The sequence below is a fragment of the Mesorhizobium sp. Cs1299R1N3 genome (assembly GCF_037179625.1).
GTDB lineage: Bacteria > Pseudomonadota > Alphaproteobacteria > Rhizobiales > Rhizobiaceae > Mesorhizobium > Mesorhizobium salmacidum.
This window is the reverse complement of record NZ_JAPYKQ010000003.1, coordinates 218,772-235,357: the sequence shown is the minus strand read 5'-3', so window position 1 is coordinate 235,357 and position 16,586 is coordinate 218,772. Positions and strand designations below refer to the sequence as shown.

Below are 16,586 nucleotides of genomic sequence, written 5' to 3'. Positions count from 1 at the left end.
CCTGCGTGTGCCTACCTCCCGAAAAACTGCCTTCTTTACGGCAGCGGGTCAATTCCTATTTTAGTGCTGGTCTCTTTTTGAGATCACCACCCGAACCGCCTTTCCGGCGCAATGTCAGGATCCTCCATGACCGCAACTCTTCTCGTCACCGGCGCGTCCGGCCAGCTCGGCCGCAGCGTCATCAACCATCTGCTGGACACATTAGAGGTGCCGGCGGCCCGGATCATCGCCACGACCCGCACGCCCGCCAATCTTGCCGCGCTATCGGCGCGCGGCGTCACTGTTCGCGAGGCCGATTTCGACGATCAAGCCTCGCTTGCCAAAGCCTTCGCCGGCGCCGACCGGGCGCTCATCATTTCGACCAACGAACTGGCGATCCAGGGAAAGCGGCGCGAGCAGCAGCTTGCCGCCGTCGCGGCAGCCGGGCAGGCGGGCATCGCCCACCTGCTCTACACCTCGATGCCCAACACGGAGCCGGGTTCGCCGGTGCTCTTCGCGCCCGACCATTACGACACCGAACAGGCGATCAAGGCGAGCGGCATCCCCTACACGATCTTCCGCAATGGTTGGTATGACGAGAACCTGTTCATGGCGATGCCGCAGATCCTCGCTTCGGGCCAATGGTATACGTCCGCGGCCGACGGCGCCATTTCCTATGGCGCGCGTGACGATCTCGCCGCCGCCATAGCCGCGGGGCTGGCTTCGGACAACACCGAAAGCAAGACGTATACGCTGACTGGCCCCAAGGCCTATACGTCAGCCGAAGTCGCGGCACTTGTCACCGAAGTCACCGGCAAGCCGATCCAGGTCATTCAGCTCACGGACGAAGCCTTGACCGAGGGGATGAAGAGCGCAGGCCTTCCCGAGCCCATCGCCCGGCTTCTCGTATCCTTCGACGCTGCCACGCGCGTTGGCGGCCTTGGCATGGTGACGGACTCCGTCGAAAAGCTTTCCGGCCGGAAGTCGGTACCGCTGAAGCAGTTCCTCGAGGCCAACAAGGCCGCACTGGCAGGCTGAAACCAGCGCGGCGGGAAGTCTTTCTCCCGCCGCGCTATTTCGGCGTTTTGACAAGCCCGAGCCGGACCAGGCTTTCTCCGGTGGCGGCGAGCGCGTCCTCGCGCGAGCGCGGCGCCCAGCCGAGCATGCGCACCGCCTTGGCGTTGGTGGCATTCTTGACCTTGCCGAGTTCCGTCACGAGTTGCGCGGCTTCCGCGTTGAACAGCCCCACCATCCGCACCAGCCAATCGGGAAGCTCCCGCATCGAGACCCGCGAGGCGGCGGCGCCGAGCCGCATCTGCACCGTCTGCGCAATCGCCCGCACAGTCATGAAATCGCCGGCGACTGCCAGAAACCGCTCGCCCTTGGCGACGGGGTTGGTCATGGCGCGCACATGCAGGTCCGCCACGTCGCGCACATCGACCACCCCGAAGGACAGGCGCGGCAGCCCTGGCATGGCACCGTTCATCATGCGCTGGACAAATGCGGTGGAGGTCGAATGGTCGGACCCTAGCACAGGCCCGAAGATTCCCACCGGATTGACGACCGCCAATTCCATGCTGCCACCCTCGGCGGCGATGAAATCCCAGGCCGCGCGTTCGGCGAGCGTCTTCGACTTCACATAGGCGCTGACCTTGGCCGTTGGATCGGTCCAGCTCTCCTCGGTGAAGGGCCGGCCGTCGGGCGGCATCTTGCCATAGCCGATGGCCGCGAAGGACGATGTCAGCACGACGCGTTTGACGCCGGCGTCTCGCGCCGCCCTGAGCACGCGCAAGGCGCCTTCGCGAGCCGGGATGATCAGGTCATCCTCATGCTTCGGAACGCCGGGCGGGAACGGTGACGCGACATGCAGGACATAGTCGCAGCCGGCGATAGCGTCGGGCCAGCCGGCATCCGCCATGAGGTCGGCGATGGCAAAGGAGAGCCTGTCGCCCGGCTCGGCGCCGCCGGCCTTCAGCATGGCGATAACGTCGGCTTCGCGCTTGACGGAGCGCACCGTCGTGCGCACGCGATAGCCTGCCTGCAGCAGGGCAAGAATACAGTGTGCGCCGAGGAAACCCGATCCGCCGGTGACAAGCACCAATTCGCCGCTCATCTCAGCCTCCCCGTTTAGGTCGAGACGATCGAACTCGTCAGATCGCCACCTGCGTGCCGATTTCTACCACACGTCCGGTCGGGATCTGGAAATATTCCGTCGCATCCGCCGCCGTGCGCGCCAGGCCGATGAACAGCCGGTCCTGCCACACCGGCATGCCGGAATTGGGCGAGGCCTTGAGCGAGCGCCGCGACAGGAAGAAGGACGTCGTCATGATGTCGAACTTCCAGCCCTGCTTGCGGCAGATCGCCAGCGCGCGTGGAATATTGGGCTGTTCCATATAGCCGAAAGTCAGCGTCACCCGCATGAACAGCTCGTTGACCGTCTCCATCTTGACGCGCTCGCTGTCGGGCACCACCGGCTGAGGGGCGGTCACCACCGAAAGAATAACGTTCTGCTCGTGCAGAACCTTGTAGTGCTTCAGGCTGTGCATCAAGGCGGTCGGCGCGCTGAGCGGATCGCTGGTCAGGAACACCGCGGTGCCCGAGACCAGCTGCGGCTTCTTCTTCAACAGGTTGCCGGCGAGGAAATCGAGCGGGATTTCGTTGCGGCGCGTCTTGTTGAAGAGATAGCGGCTGCCCCGCACCCAGGTCCACATGCCCAGCACGATGGTGAAGGCCACGACCAGCGACGCCCAGCCGCCTTCGAACACCTTGACGATATTGGAGGCGAAGAAGCCGACATCGATGAAGGCGAACAGCACGGTCAGCGGGATCGCCAGCGACAGCTTCCACTTCCAGATGCGGGTCATGACGACATAGAGCAGCACCGTCGTCACCAGCATGTTGCCGGTTACCGAGATGCCGTAGGCGGAGGCCAGCTTGCTCGATTCGCCGAAGCCGACCACCAGCATCATCACCACCAGGGCCAGCAGCAGATTGACGCGCGGCATGTAGATCTGGCCGGACTGCTTTTCCGATGTGTGGAGGATTTCCAGCCGCGGCAGCATGTTCAGCTGCACCGCCTGGCGGGTCAGCGAAAAAGCCCCTGAAATGACCGCCTGGCTGGCGATGACGGTAGCCGCCGTCGCCAGCACTACCATCGGGATAAGAGTCCAACCCCCGTTCATCTCGAAGAACGGATGGCCCACCACGCCGCCATTCGCCAGTATGAAGGCGCCTTGCCCGGCATAATTGAGCAGCAGGCAGGGGAACACGATCGCAAGCCAGGCAAGCACGATCGGCTTGCGGCCGAAATGGCCGAGATCGGCATAGAGCGCTTCTGCGCCGGTCACTGCCAGAAACACAGCACCGACAGTGACGAAGGCGACGTCGGGCGAATTGATCAGGAAAGCGACGATATAGTGCGGGCTGACGGCCCACAGGATTTCCGGATCGACGATGATGTGATTGATGCCGGACAAGCCGATGGCCAGGAACCACACCGCGGTCACCGGGCCGAACACCAGCCCAACGCCGCCGGTACCGAAGCGCTGTACGGCAAACACCACAGCGAGGATGACCAGCGTCAATGGCACGACATAGGGCTGGAAGGTGGGGGTGACGACATTCATGCCCTCGACCGCCGAAAGCACCGAAATCGCCGGCGTAATGACCGCGTCGCCGAAAAACAACGAGGCGCCGACGATGCCGATGCCGAGAATCACCGCCGAGCGCTTCGGAAAACTGCCGCGGGCCAGCGCCATCAGCGACAGCACGCCGCCCTCGCCGCGGTTGTCGGCACGCAGCACGAACATGATGTACTTTACCGTGACCGTAATGGTCAGCGACCAGATGATCAGCGACAGCACGCCGAGAATATCGGCACGGGTGGCGACATCGCTGCCGGACGAAGCGTGCAACGCCTCCCGGAGCGCATAGATCGGGCTGGTGCCGATATCGCCATAGACCACGCCGAGTGCGCCCAGCATCAACACCTTGGTGCTGTGCTGCTCGATTTCGGGATGACTCGATTGGTCGACGGGTTCTGCCTCACTACCAGCATTGGCAAGGGCCATGTACGACACTCCGATAAACGCGCGGTGCTCTACGCTTGCTGCAATGCAATATCAAGTGCCGTAACGTTATGGCACTCATGTCGGCAGCGCGCGGCTCCTTGTCGGCGACTTCCCGCGAACGTCGATTCCTACGCAGGCTCACGTCCGGACCCACGGCACAACCTGCGGGCCGGCGAGCACGTGTCTGTTAAATGGCAACCTGCGTGCCGATTTCAACGACGCGGCCGGTCGGGATCTGGAAATACTCCGTCGCGTCCGCCGCCGAGCGCGCCAGGCCGATGAACAGCCGGTCCTGCCAAACCGGCATGCCGGAATTGGGCGAAGCCTTGAGCGAGCGCCGCGACAGGAAGAAGGACGTCGTCATGATGTCGAACTTCCAGCCCTGCTTGCGGCAGATCGCCAGCGCGCGCGGGATGTTGGGCTGTTCCATATAGCCGAAGGTCAGCGTCACCCGCATGAACAGCTCGTTGACCGTCTCCATCTTGACGCGGTCGCTGTCGGGCACCACGGGCTGCGGCGCGGTCACCACGGAAAGGATAACGTTCTGCTCGTGCAGAACCTTGTAGTGCTTGAGGCTGTGCATCAAGGCGGTCGGCGCGCTGAGCGGATCGCTGGTCAGGAACACCGCGGTGCCGGACACCAGCTGCGGCTTTTTCTTCAACAGGTTGCCTGCAAGGAAATCGAGCGGGATCTCGTTGCGGCGCGTCTTGTCGAAGAGATAGCGGGTGCCGCGTATCCACGTCCACATGATCAGCCCCATCAGGCAGGCAACGGTGATCGAGACCCAGCCGCCTTCCACGATCTTCACGACGTTGGCCAGGAAGAAGCCGCTGTCGATGATGCCGAACAGCAAGGTTAGCGCCAGGGCGAGCCCCAGCTTCCATTTCCACATCTTGCGCATCACCACGAACAGCAGGATCGTCGTCATCAGCATTTCGCCGGTCACCGAGATGCCATAGGCGGAAGCCAGCGAACTCGAACTGCCGAAACCGACCACCAGCAGCATAACTCCCAACGCAATAAGAAGGTTGACGCGCGGCATGTAGATCTGCCCGGACTGCATTTCCGACGTATGCTGCACCTCGATGCGTGGCAGAAGATTGAGCTGCACCGCCTGGCGGGTGAGCGAAAAAGCCCCTGAGATGACCGCCTGGCTGGCGATGACGGTAGCCGCCGTTGCAAGTCCCACCATCGGCATCAGCGCCCAGTCTGGCAGCATCTCAAAGAACGGATTGGTCGGTTTTCCGCCGTTGGCGAGCACAAAGGCGCCCTGCCCGAAATAGTTGAGCAGCAGGCAGGGAAACACCACGGAAAACCATGCCAGCACGATCGGCCTGCGTCCGAAATGGCCGAGATCCACGTAGAGCGCCTCGGCCCCGGTCACGGCCAGGAAGACAGCGCCGACAGTGACGAAGGCGGCGGTGGGCGTGCTGGCCAGATAGGCGACCGCGTAATAGGGATTGATGGCCAGCAGGATCGATGGATCATCCATCAAGTGATAGATGCCCGCAACGCCGATGGCCAGGAACCACAGCGCCGTCACCGGCCCGAACACCGCCGCCACCTTTCCCGTGCCGAAGCGCTGCACGGAAAACAGGATGGCAAGGATGACCAGCGTGACCGGCACGACATAGGCGTCCAGCGTCGGGGTCACCACCGTCAGGCCTTCGACCGCCGACAGCACCGAGATGGCCGGCGTTATGATCGAATCGCCGAAAAACAGCGCCGCGCCGCAAAGGCCGATCACGAGGATCAGCCGGGCGCCCTTGGGATAGGCGCTGCGTGCCAGCGACATCAGCGACAGCGTGCCGCCTTCGCCCTTGTTGTCGGCACGAAGCACGAAGGCGACGTATTTGATGGTCACGATGATCGTCAGCGCCCAGACGATCAGCGACAGCACGCCAAGCACGTGAACGCGCGTTGCGATGCCGGGCGAAGCGTGAAGCGCCTCTCGGAAGGCGTAGATCGGACTCGTGCCTATGTCGCCATAGACGACACCGAGCGCGCCCAGCATCAGAACCTTGGTGCTGTGCTGCTCGACCCCGGCATGGCTTGATTGCTCGACGGTTTCAGCCTCGCTCCCGCTATTGGCAAGGGCCATCGACCACTCTCCGACAAGCGCGCGGTGCTCTATGCATGCGGCGATAAGCTATCAAATGCACGCGATGGCTGCCATACCAATACGAAGCATTACCCCTACCAACCGCAAGCCCTGAGAAACCGCCCCACCGTGCCGGCCATGCCATACTCCAATGCGTCGGCTGTCAACCCATGTCCGATCGACACTTCGGCCAATGCCGGAATGCGCTTTGCCAGCGCGGGCAGATTGGCCACCGTCAGATCGTGCCCGGCATTGACCTGGAGGCCGGCGGCAAATGCCACGTCAGCGGTTTTTCCCAGCCTTTCCAATTCCTTGGCCGCCTTACCGGAATCGGAATGGTAGCTGCCATAAGGGCCAGTATAGAGTTCGATACGATCGGCGCCCGTATCGCGCGCAGCCCCTATGCCGGCGGGATCGGCGTCGGAAAACAGCGAGACCCTGAAACCGCCCTTCTTCAGACGCTTGACGATCGGCGCCAGGAACGCCGCATCGGCGATGAAGTTCCAGCCGTGGTCGGAGGTTGCCTGTGCCGGATCGTCGGGCACCAGCGTCACCTGCTCAGGCTGGTGCTTCTCCACAAGCGCCAGGAAATCCTCGTTTGGGTAGCCCTCGATGTTGAATTCCGCCTGCGGGAACTCGTCGTCGACCAGCGCCCTGATCTCGGGCAGGTCGGAATGCCGGGTGTGACGTTCGTCGGGGCGCGGATGCACCGTCAGCCCATGCGCTCCGGCGGCAAGGGCAAGGCGGCCGACACCGATTACGCTGGGCCATGGCAGGTCGCGCCGGTTGCGCAGCATGGCGATGGCGTTGAGGTTGACGGAAAGCTTGGCGGGCATGGTCTGGCGTCCCTGAAACAGGCAATCGAGGCGCGCCACGCTCATTCGTTCCGGCGCGGCGCATTTGAAACGGCGCATCTATAGCGTCTTTGACGGGAACAGATAGGGCCTTTCCGGTGTTCCAGAAGACCAACATCCTCCACGAAAGGGAGGCACCGCCTTGAATTTCCTCCAATCCGTGCCGGCGATCCGCCGCATCGAGACCAGCCGCGACGACCTCTTTGCCATCGATGTGGTCGGCCATGTCTCGGCCGCCGATGCCGAGAACCTGTTTGGCCTGCTCGAGGCGGCCTATTTGCTCCATCAGAGAATCGACGTGGCCGTGCGCATAGTCGATCACGAGGGCGTCGACTGGGCCGACATCTCCGATGAGACCATCAAGAAGGGTGCCGTCCACGCATTGGAACATATTGGCCGTTGCGCGGCGATCGGCGCCCCTGACTGGACGCCGAACGCACGACGCGCCTTGCCCGCTGCGTCGCCCGTCGAATTCAGGCATTTCAGGATCGAGGACGAAGCTGCTGCCTGGGAATGGCTCGGGGCGCGGCCGACCGGCCAGGAGGCCACGGCCGCTCCAGAAAGAGGATGAAACGGCTTTCCGCCTACCCGCCGACCCCTTCTATCTGACGATGGTCAATCGTTCGGCGGCCCGGGTGATGGCTGTGTAAAGCCAGCGCTGGCGCGTTTCCTTGAAGGCCCAGCTTTCGTCGAACAGCACGATTTCGTTCCACTGCGAACCTTGCGCCTTGTGCACGGTCAGCGCATAGCCATAGTCGAAATCGTCGAAGCGCTTCTTCTGCTGCCAGGGGATTTCGGCGTCCGGATCCTCGAACGCCGCCTTGAGCAGCTTGATCTTGGCGACGCCACGATCCGGATCGTCCTCTTCAGGCGACACCAGAAGGTTGATGCCGGGCTTCACCGTCTCGCGCGACGAGGTCATCACCTTCCACAGCGAGCCGTTGAGCAGGCCTTTGGCTGGGTCGTTGCGCAGGCACACCAGCTTGTCGCCCGCTTGTGGGTAATCCGCATTGAAGCCCTTCAACTCGCGCAGGCGCTGGTTATAGCGCCGCCGCGTCCGGTTGGTGCCGACCAGCACTTGGTCCGCCCTGAGCACCAGTTCCTGGTTGACGTCTTCCTTGCCGATCACCTGCGCGCTGCCATAGTCTCCGCGCATGAATTCGCGGCCCTCGCGCACGTCGAGCGCCAGCCGCAGGATCGGATTGTCGCGCGCCTGCCGGTGGATCTCGGTCAGCAGAAAGTCGGGCTCGTGATCGGTGAAGAAGCCGCCGCCGGAGATCGGCGGCAACTGGCCGGGATCGCCCAGCACCAGGATCGGCGTGCCGAAACTCATCAGGTCGCGGCCGAGCTGTTCGTCGACCATCGAGCATTCGTCGATGACGACCAGTTTCGCGCGCGAGATCGGGCTTTGCCGGTTGAGCGAAAAGGTCGGCGACATCGACGTCTTGCCGGTCACCTCGTCAGCCACCGATTCCTCGCCCTTGGGCCGGTAGATCAGCGAATGGATGGTGCGGGCGTTGACCGCCCCCTTGGAGCGCAGCACCTGCGCCGCCTTGCCGGTGAAGGCGGCGAACTGCACCTGGCCGTCGACATGTTCGGCGAAATAGCGCGCCAGCGTCGTCTTGCCGGTGCCGGCATAGCCGAACAGCCGGAACAGCTGCGGCTTGCCGGTCTTCAGCCAGCGGGCGACCGCCTGCAGCGCCTCGTCCTGTTGGGGTGAAAATTCCATCTGATCGTGTGACCGGATTCGCGAGGCAAACACAAGATAGCCGCCACCAGCATCGACATAGCCGGCGGCGAACTCCCCTACGGTTCAGGCTATCAGCCGCAACCAAGAACGTAAAGGGAACGAAACAGCCTGCATTCAGCTGGCAGCGCGCGGATCGTTCTCCAGAAGAATCGGCTTGCCATGCGGCGTGGCGTGGGCGGCGCGCTCCCAGGCCTGCGCCATCGCATCGATATCGGGTTTGGCGGCCAGCCCCTTGGAAGCAAGCAGGGTTTCAAGCGCCGCCAGCCAATGCTCGTAGTAATCATGGCCGTCCGCCGCGGCACCTGGCTTCTTCACCTCGGCCGACAGGGCATCCGCCCACTCGCTCCACGAAAACAGGCCCTTGTCGTGCAGCGCCACCGTCATGGCGAAGGCTTCGGCCTGCCAGGGTTCGGCGAACACCGGTGCGTCGAGGCCGGCGGGCAAACCGCCGGCAGGCCCCTTTGCTTCAGGCCGGTTCAAGATAGCTCTCCCAGGCGTCGATCGAGACGGTCAGTGTCGGGTCGGCACCCTCGCCCCAGATTTCCGTGCCGTCGAAAACCACGGTATAGACCCACTGCGGATTCTCGCCCTGCCCATGCGCATTGCTGTCGGGGAAGACGAAGCCGTCGCGCACCGCTTCGATCGTGCCCTGCTTGTCCCGCGCATAGCGCGGCAGCCTGGTATGGCCGGTCGGGTTGAAGTTTTTGGTCCGCACCGAATCACCCGCTTTGAAGCGCGGCGCTGTCTCGACCGGCCGGTCACACGGACCGCCCTTGGCCAGCACGGCCGGAACGTTTTCCGCCTTCAGCACCCGTTTCGGGGTCGCCGCCGGATCGATCGCCTCGCCTGCCCCGAGGTCGCGCTCGCTGACGAAACCATGCCGCTTGAGCAGGGTCTCCAGCGCCTTGATCCAGATCTGATAGTAGCTGGAGCTGTAATAGTCGGCAGGATGCAGCGATTCCCGCGCGTGCCGGCTCTCGTCGATGTTCCAGGCGCCCATGCCGCCGGCGCAGAGCGTCACGCCGAGCGCCCGCCGCTCCCACGGAGCATGGAAATAGGGTTCATCCTTTTCGGGCGCGACCGGCCCGAACCCCATCTGTCCGCCGAGATCTTGCGGCCCGTTCATGCCCGTTGACTCGCCAGCGCGGTGCCGATCATGGCATCGCGGCTCACCAGTTCCGCCAGCCGCTCCTCGCTCCAGCCTTCGGTGCCCTCCGGCCGCATTGGCACGACGAGATAGCGCAGTTCCGCCGTCGAATCCCAGACGCGTATCTTCGTCCCGGCCGGCAGCACCAGCCCGAATTCCTCGAGCACGCCGCGCGGATCGATCACCGCGCGCGACCGATAGGGCGGCGCCTTGTACCACACCGGCGGCAAGCCGAGCACCGACCAAGGATAACAGGAACACAGCGTGCAGACGACGAGGTTGTGGGTGTCCCCGATGTTGAACACCGCCTGCATGTGCTCGCCTTGGCGGCCGGTATAGCTCAGCGACCCGATCGCCCGCGTCGCGTCGCGCTTCAGCCACTCGGCAAAAGCGGGATCGCTCCAGGCCTTGGCCACCACCCTGGCGCCGTTGCGCGGGCCGATCTTCGTCTCGTAGGTATCGACGATGACGTCGATCGCGGCCGGATCGATCAGCCCCTTGCGGGTCAGGATGGTTTCCAGCGCCCGCACCCGCGCGGCAAACGGATCGAGTTCGTTGTCGTGGTCATGATCGTGGGACATGGCCGCAAATTACGGATCCGACCCGCCGGCCGCAAGCTCCATGGCTTGGGCCAACGGGGACCGGCGCCTTGCCTGCCTGCTACTCGGCAGCTGTTTTCTGTGGCTCGCCCGGGATGTCGTCATTGGTGCCGAACAGCGAAGGCTGATCGCCCTCTTCGACCAGGTGCAACTCGGCTTTGCGCTTCGGCATGAGCCCGACCAGCCAGCCTGAGAAATTCTCCATGTAGACATAGATCACCGGCGTCACGAACAAAGTCAGCGCTTGCGAAGCGAGCAAGCCGCCGACGACGGCTACGCCCAGCGGCTGGCGAAGTTCCGCGCTGGCGCCGGTGCCGAGCGCGATCGGGAACGTGCCCATCAGTGCTGCCAGCGTCGTCATCATGATCGGCCTGAACCGCATCAGGCAGGCCTTGTGGATCGAATCCGTGGCCGACATGCCTTCTCGTCGCAGTTCAAGCGCGACATCGACCATCATGATGCCGTTCTTCTTGACGATGCCGATCAGCATCAGGATGCCGATCACCGCGATGACGGACAGATCCATGCCGGCGAAGCGCAAGGCGACAACCGCCCCGAGCACAGCCGACGGCAGGCCCGTCAAGATGGTGAGCGGGTGGATGAAGCTCTCATACAGAATGCCGAGCACGATATAGATGGTCAGGATGGCGCCGCCGACCAGCAGGCCCTGGTTGGCGAGCGAATCCTGGAAGGTCTTGGCCGTGCCGGCGAAGGTCGTGGAGATTGCCGTCGGCATGCCGATCTGCTCTTTCAGCGCGTCGATGCGTTTCACACTGTCGCCCAGCGCCACGCCCTGCGGCAGGTTGTAGGAGATGGTCACGGCCGGAAGCTGGCCGAGTTGATTGACCGTCAAGGCGCCGGCCGTGCGGTCGACCCGGGCGAAGGCGCCGAGCGGCACCAGGCTGCCGCTCGCCGTCCGCATCTGGATGGCGAGCATCCGCTCCGGCGACCATTCGATCTTGGGATCGAGTTCGGTGATGACTTCGTAGCTGTCGGCCGAGCCGAAGATCGTTGAAACCTGGTCGGTGCCGAATCCGCCATAAAGGGCCGAGCGCAGCGTGTCGGTATCGATGCCGAGCTGCGCGGCCTTGTCGCGATCCACCACCAGCGACGCCTGCAACGCATTGTTCTGCAGGTCGCTGGTGACATCGGCGAAGGTCGCGTGGTCGGCCGCCATCGCGTCATTCATCTTCTGCGCCCAGATATCGGTCTGTCCGGTATCGAGGCCCTGAACCACGAGTTGGTAGGCACTGGCCGACGACCGCGAACCGAGCCGCAGATTCTGCACCGGCTGCATGTAGGTCTCGATGCCCGCCACGCCGGCCAGTTGCTTGCGCAGGTCCGAAAGCACCTTCTCGATATCGGGACGCTGGTCCTTGCCCTTGAGCTGGACGAAGAGCTGCCCCTGGTTGAGGGCATTGTTGCCACTGCCCGCCGACCACGCCACATGGTCGACATAGGGCGACTTCGAGAACACGCTGGCCACCTGCCCTTGCAGCTTGGCCATGGCGTCGAACGAAATGTCCTGGCGCGCGATCGTGGTCACCGAAATCTGGCCGATATCCTCCTGCGGGAAGAAGCCCTTCGGCGAGACCTCGATCAGCCACACCGAGGCTGCCGCGGTGCCGATGAAGACGAGGAACACCAGGAAGGTGTGCCGCAGGCAGAAGCTCAGGATTCGGTCATAGCCGCGCGTGATGAAATCGCGCTTGTGGCCGGCGCCGTGCGCCTCGCGGTCGGCCTTGGTCACCGACAGCAGCCGCGAGCACAGCATGGGCGTCAGCGTCAGCGACACGAACATGGAAGCCAGGATGGCGACGGTCACCACGACGGCGAACTCGTTGAAGATGCGTCCGATGACGCCGCCCATCAGGAGCACCGGGATGAACACCGCCACCAGCGAGATCGAGATCGAGATGATGGTGAAGCCGATCTCGCGCGCGCCCTTCAGCGACGCATCGAAGGCCGACAGCCCGTCCTCTTCCATGTGGCGGAAGATGTTTTCGAGCATCACGATGGCATCGTCGACGACGAGGCCGACGGCGAGCGTCAGACCCATCAGCGAGATGTTGTCGATGGAAAAGCCGAACAGGAACATCGCGCCCAGCGTGGCGATCAGCGAGATCGGCACCGCCACGGCCGGGATGATGGTCGCCGTCACCCGGCGCAGGAACACGAAGATCACCAGGACCACCAGCGCGATGGTCAACAGCAGCGTGAACTGCACGTCGTCGACGGCCTGGCGGATCGAGCTCGAGCGGTCGTTGAGCAGCTTGATCTGGGCGGCGGCCGGCATCTGGTCCTTGAAGGACGGCAGCATCGCCTTGACCTTGTCGACGACGTCGACCGTGTTGGCGTCGGGCTGGCGCTGCACGGCCATGATAATCGCGCGGGTACCGTCGTACCAGCTCGCGGTCGTGGTCGTCTGCACCGAATCGACGACACGGGTCACCTCGCCCAGCCGCACCGGATGACCGTTCTTGGTGGCGATGATGAGGTTGGAGAAGCCGGCCGCATCGGTAAGCTGCGTGTTGGCGGTGATGGTCAGCTGCTGCTTGTTGTTCTGCAGCACGCCGAGCGGCGTGTTGCTGTTGGCCGAAGCCACGGCCGCTTGCAGCTGATCGATAGAAATGCCCCGCGCCGCAAGCGCGGTCGGATCGATCTGGATGCGCACCGCGTATTTCTGCTGGCCGAAGATCGACACCTGCGCGACGCCGTCGATGGTCGACAGCGACGGCGAGATGACGTTTTCGGCAAAGGCATCGAGGTCGGTCAGCGGAACCGTATCGCTGACCAGCGACATCAGCAGGATAGGCGCATCGGCCGGATTGACCTTCCGATAGCTCGGTGGCGACGTCATCTGCGGCGGCAGTGATTTCTGGGTGCGCGCGATCGCGGCTTGCACGTCGGCCGCGGCCGCATCGATATTCCGGTTGAGGACGAATTGGATGGCGATCGAGGTCTGGCCGAGCGCGTTGGTGGTCGAGATGGAATCGATGCCGGCGATGGTGGCGAACTGCTTGATCAGCGGCGTCGCCACCGATGTGGCCATGGTTTCCGGCGACGCGCCAGGCAGCGAGGCCGAGACGTTGACCACCGGAAATTCGGCGCTCGGCAATGCGGCGACCGGCAGGAATTTGTACGCGAACAGCCCGCCCAGCACGAGGGCGAACGACATTAGAAGGGTGGCGACTGGCCTGCGGATGCAGAATTCGGAGATCATTGGCCTGCCTCGCCGGCGTTGTTCGCCTGGGCAACCTTGGGCGCGGCTTCCTTGCCTTCATGCACCGCGGCGCCGTCCTTCAGCTTTGTCTGGCCTTCGGTGACAACCTTCTCGCCGCTTTTCAGTCCCTGGCTGATGGCGCTGTTTTGGCCTTCGGTCAGCGCCACCTGCACTGGCCGCATCTCGACGGTGTTGTCCGGCTTGACCACATAGACGAACGGTCCCTTTTGGCTGGGCTGGACCGCGACGGTCGGAACCGAGGTCATCTGCGGCATGATGCCGGCGTCAAGGACGACATTCACATACTGGCCGGGCCACAAGGAAAGATCGGCATTGGGAATGCTTGCCCGTGTGGCGATCGTGCCCGACGCGGTGTCGACGCTGGAATCGACGAAATCGAGCGTACCCTTGCCGATCGGCGTCGGGTCGCCGCTTTGGGTCAACGTCACCGCGTTCTGCTGTGGATTGGCAAGCGCCTTGTGCAGCAGGGCAAGGTTGCTTTCCGGCAGATTGAAGTTGACCTGCAAGGGGTCCATCTGGGTGATGGTCACCAGTGGCGTCGCCGTGCTGCTGTTACCGTTGCTGACAGTCACGAGGTCGCCGACGGCGACATTCACCGCACCCAGCCTGCCGGCGATCGGCGCGGCGATGGCGGCAAAGCCGAGCTGGACATTGTCCGCGTCGATCGTCGCCTTGTCGGCATCGACGGTGGCCGCCGCCGCCTTCTGCGCGGCAACGGCCTGGTCGTAGGTCTGCTGCGTACCGGCCTGCTTGGCGACAAGGTCCTTGGCGCGCTGAAGATCGGAATTCGAGCTGGCAAGCAGGGCCTGGTCCTTGGCAAGCGCTGCCTGGTCCTTGGCGAGTTGCGCCTTCAGCGCCCGGTCGTCGAGCGAGAACAGGAGGTCGCCTGCCTTCACCATCTGCCCGTCCTTGACGTCGATCGACACGATCTGGCTGGAGACACGCGCGTTGATGTTGACCACCGCAGGAGAGGAAACGAAGCCGATGGCATAGCGGCGGACCGGAAAGTCAGCCGACGTTGCCGTCGCCGAAACGATAGAGGCCGAACGGGCGCCGTTGCCGCCACCGGCCTGTTTGCCGCCTGCCGCCTTGTCGGCCGCCGGCTTGTCTGTCGCGGCGACCTGCTTTGTGCCGATGATCTGCTGAGCCTTGTTCAGCGCGTCCGGCGACAGATAGAGCCAGGCCGCACCCGCACAGGCGACCGCCAGCAACGACAGAATGACTTTTCCACGCATCGACAAAAGACCTCTCCGTTCGACACGCCATAGCCAGGTGGTCGTATTCTAGCGCAATTCACGGCTCATTGCCGCGATTTCGCCGAATAGATAGGACGCGGGTTTGTCGGAAAAGGGCCAAAACACGGCATTACGAAGATTTAATGTGCACTGCACAATGACTAGGCAGCCGGCTATCGCTCAGAGCCAAAGGGCGGATAGGCTTCGAAAAATAACCTCTAACAGCGGCGGATCGAGCTGTATGGTCTAACGTAACATCGGCCAAAGCGTCGCCGCCAGCAGCGCGCCCATGGCGATGTTGAACCATTTCAGCCGCACCGGATCCGAAAGGAAACCGCGCAACGCCGTACCGAATCCAGCCCAAACCGAGACGCTGGGAAGGTTGACCACGGTGAAAGCCACGCCAATCAGAATGACGGACAGGAATGGTCGTTCGGGATTGGTGTAGACGGCCATCGCGGTGATCGCCATCACCCAGGCCTTGGGATTGACCCATTGGAAAGCCGCTGCATCGATGAACCGCATCGGCCGCGCATCCGTCTCGCCTTTGCCGCTGAGTGAGCGCGACATGGCGATCTTCCAGGCAAGGTAGAGCAGATAGACGGCACCGGCGATCTTCAGCCCGTTGTGCAGCGCCGGGAATGCCGTCAGCACCGCCCCCAGGCCGAGTCCGACCGCCAGGAGCAGCACAAGAAAGCCGATGCTGATGCCCAGCATGTGCGGCACGCTTCTGACCAGTCCAAAATTCACGCCTGATGCCAGAAGCATAAGGTTGTTCGGCCCTGGCGTGATCGAGGTCACGAAGGCGTAGACAAGCAGTGCGAGGAATGCGTCGAGGGACATGATATCCTCCCAGATACGTCAGTACTATTGTCTCTTTCCGACGGCTGCACAAAAGCCAGTGCCGACCGTCGGTCACGCCAGACCTACACTCGTGGAAAATTCGGATGGATTAAGTCGGCCTACATCCCCTGCGGGCCGCGGTTCATCGCCGCCACGCCGGTACGGCAGATCTCGACCAGGCCGAGCGGCTTCATGATGGCGATGAACTGGTCGAGCTTCGACCCCTTGCCGGTGATCTCGAAGATGAAATGCTCGGTGTTGGCGTCGATGACGCTGGCGCGGAAGGCGTCGGCGAGGCGCAGCGCCTCGACCCGGGCCTCGCCGGTACCGGCAACCTTGACCAGCGCTAGTTCCCGCTCCAGCGGCCGCTCCTGCCCGAACTCGTGCGAACGCACGGTGAGATCGACCACGCGGTGCACCGGCACGATGCGCTCGAGCTGATGCTTGATCTGCTCCAGCACATGCGGCGTGCCGCGCGTCACGATAGTGATGCGCGACAGGTGTTTTTCATGCTCGGTCTCCGAGACGGTCAGGCTCTCGATGTTGTAGCCACGCCCGGAAAACAGGCCGATGACCCGGGCAAGCACGCCCGGTTCGTTATCGACCAGCACGGAAAGCGTGTGGTTTTCCGGCCGTTCCGTTTCCTTGGCGATGAAGTAGGCGGAACCGGTGGGTTGAAGGTGCTGTGCGTTCATGACATGAATCTCAAATTCTGGATCTAATTATCTGTTTTCGCACGGCTTTTTTTGACAAGCCCTGCCTTG

Annotated in this window: 14 protein-coding genes; 2 read left to right on the top strand and 12 right to left on the bottom strand. The window is 63.3% G+C overall.

From position 1 onward, the window contains the following. The first annotated feature begins 126 nt into the window (after positions 1–126). Positions 127–1,017: an SDR family oxidoreductase gene (locus O7B34_RS09640; protein ID WP_337145819.1), complete on the top strand. Its 891-nt coding sequence runs from the start codon at positions 127–129 to the stop codon at positions 1,015–1,017. Between the two features lie 34 nt (positions 1,018–1,051). On the opposite strand, the gene O7B34_RS09635 is transcribed toward O7B34_RS09640, so the two are convergent. From O7B34_RS09635 to O7B34_RS09620, 4 genes are all read right to left on the bottom strand, one after another. After that, positions 1,052–2,092: an SDR family oxidoreductase gene (locus O7B34_RS09635; protein WP_337145817.1), complete on the bottom strand. Its 1,041-nt coding sequence runs from the start codon at positions 2,090–2,092 to the stop codon at positions 1,052–1,054. A gap of 37 nt (positions 2,093–2,129) precedes the next feature. Beyond that, positions 2,130–4,049, bottom strand: coding sequence for a potassium transporter Kup (locus O7B34_RS09630; RefSeq protein WP_337141652.1), 1,920 nt, complete (start codon positions 4,047–4,049; stop codon positions 2,130–2,132). 187 nt (positions 4,050–4,236) lie between these two features. Further along, positions 4,237–6,150, bottom strand: a complete 1,914-nt coding sequence (locus O7B34_RS09625; RefSeq protein WP_337145815.1) for a potassium transporter Kup — start codon at positions 6,148–6,150, stop codon at positions 4,237–4,239. A gap of 95 nt (positions 6,151–6,245) precedes the next feature. After that, positions 6,246–6,986 carry a pyridoxine 5'-phosphate synthase gene (locus tag O7B34_RS09620; RefSeq protein WP_337146124.1) on the bottom strand — a complete coding sequence of 247 codons (741 nt, stop codon included), beginning with the start codon at positions 6,984–6,986 and terminating at the stop codon, positions 6,246–6,248. A gap of 160 nt (positions 6,987–7,146) precedes the next feature. On the opposite strand from O7B34_RS09620, the gene O7B34_RS09615 reads away from it, so the two are divergent. Further along, on the top strand, positions 7,147–7,575 hold the full coding sequence (locus O7B34_RS09615; RefSeq protein ID WP_337145813.1) for an STAS/SEC14 domain-containing protein: 429 nt from the start codon (positions 7,147–7,149) through the stop codon (positions 7,573–7,575). A 30-nt stretch (positions 7,576–7,605) separates the two neighbouring features. Here the strand turns inward: O7B34_RS09615 and O7B34_RS09610 are convergent, their stop codons facing one another. From O7B34_RS09610 to ilvN, 8 genes are all read right to left on the bottom strand, one after another. Continuing rightward, positions 7,606–8,733: an ATP-dependent DNA helicase gene (locus tag O7B34_RS09610; RefSeq protein ID WP_027146532.1), complete on the bottom strand. Its 1,128-nt coding sequence runs from the start codon at positions 8,731–8,733 to the stop codon at positions 7,606–7,608. A gap of 135 nt (positions 8,734–8,868) precedes the next feature. Further along, entirely contained in the window at positions 8,869–9,234 is a 366-nt protein-coding gene (locus tag O7B34_RS09605) for a nitrile hydratase accessory protein (protein WP_337145812.1), read from the bottom strand. After that, positions 9,221–9,880, bottom strand: a complete 660-nt coding sequence (gene nthB, locus O7B34_RS09600) for a nitrile hydratase subunit beta (protein WP_337145809.1) — start codon at positions 9,878–9,880, stop codon at positions 9,221–9,223. Before nthB ends, O7B34_RS09605 begins: the two co-directional genes overlap by 14 nt. Continuing rightward, positions 9,877–10,482, bottom strand: a complete 606-nt coding sequence (nthA, locus tag O7B34_RS09595; RefSeq protein ID WP_337145807.1) for a nitrile hydratase subunit alpha — start codon at positions 10,480–10,482, stop codon at positions 9,877–9,879. The genes nthB and nthA overlap by 4 nt, the downstream gene beginning before the upstream one ends. A 79-nt stretch (positions 10,483–10,561) precedes the next feature. Further along, the gene (locus O7B34_RS09590) at positions 10,562–13,723 is read right to left on the bottom strand and encodes an efflux RND transporter permease subunit (RefSeq protein ID WP_337145805.1); all 3,162 of its coding nucleotides are present in this window, start codon (positions 13,721–13,723) and stop codon (positions 10,562–10,564) included. Further along, positions 13,720–14,979, bottom strand: coding sequence for an efflux RND transporter periplasmic adaptor subunit (locus O7B34_RS09585; protein WP_337145803.1), 1,260 nt, complete (start codon positions 14,977–14,979; stop codon positions 13,720–13,722). Before O7B34_RS09585 ends, O7B34_RS09590 begins: the two co-directional genes overlap by 4 nt. A gap of 246 nt (positions 14,980–15,225) precedes the next feature. Beyond that, positions 15,226–15,822 carry a LysE family translocator gene (locus O7B34_RS09580; protein ID WP_337145801.1) on the bottom strand — a complete coding sequence of 199 codons (597 nt, stop codon included), beginning with the start codon at positions 15,820–15,822 and terminating at the stop codon, positions 15,226–15,228. Between the two features lie 119 nt (positions 15,823–15,941). After that, a complete protein-coding gene (ilvN, locus tag O7B34_RS09575; protein WP_013894763.1) occupies positions 15,942–16,517 on the bottom strand; it encodes an acetolactate synthase small subunit in 576 nt (191 codons plus the stop codon). Positions 16,518–16,586 lie beyond the last annotated feature (69 nt).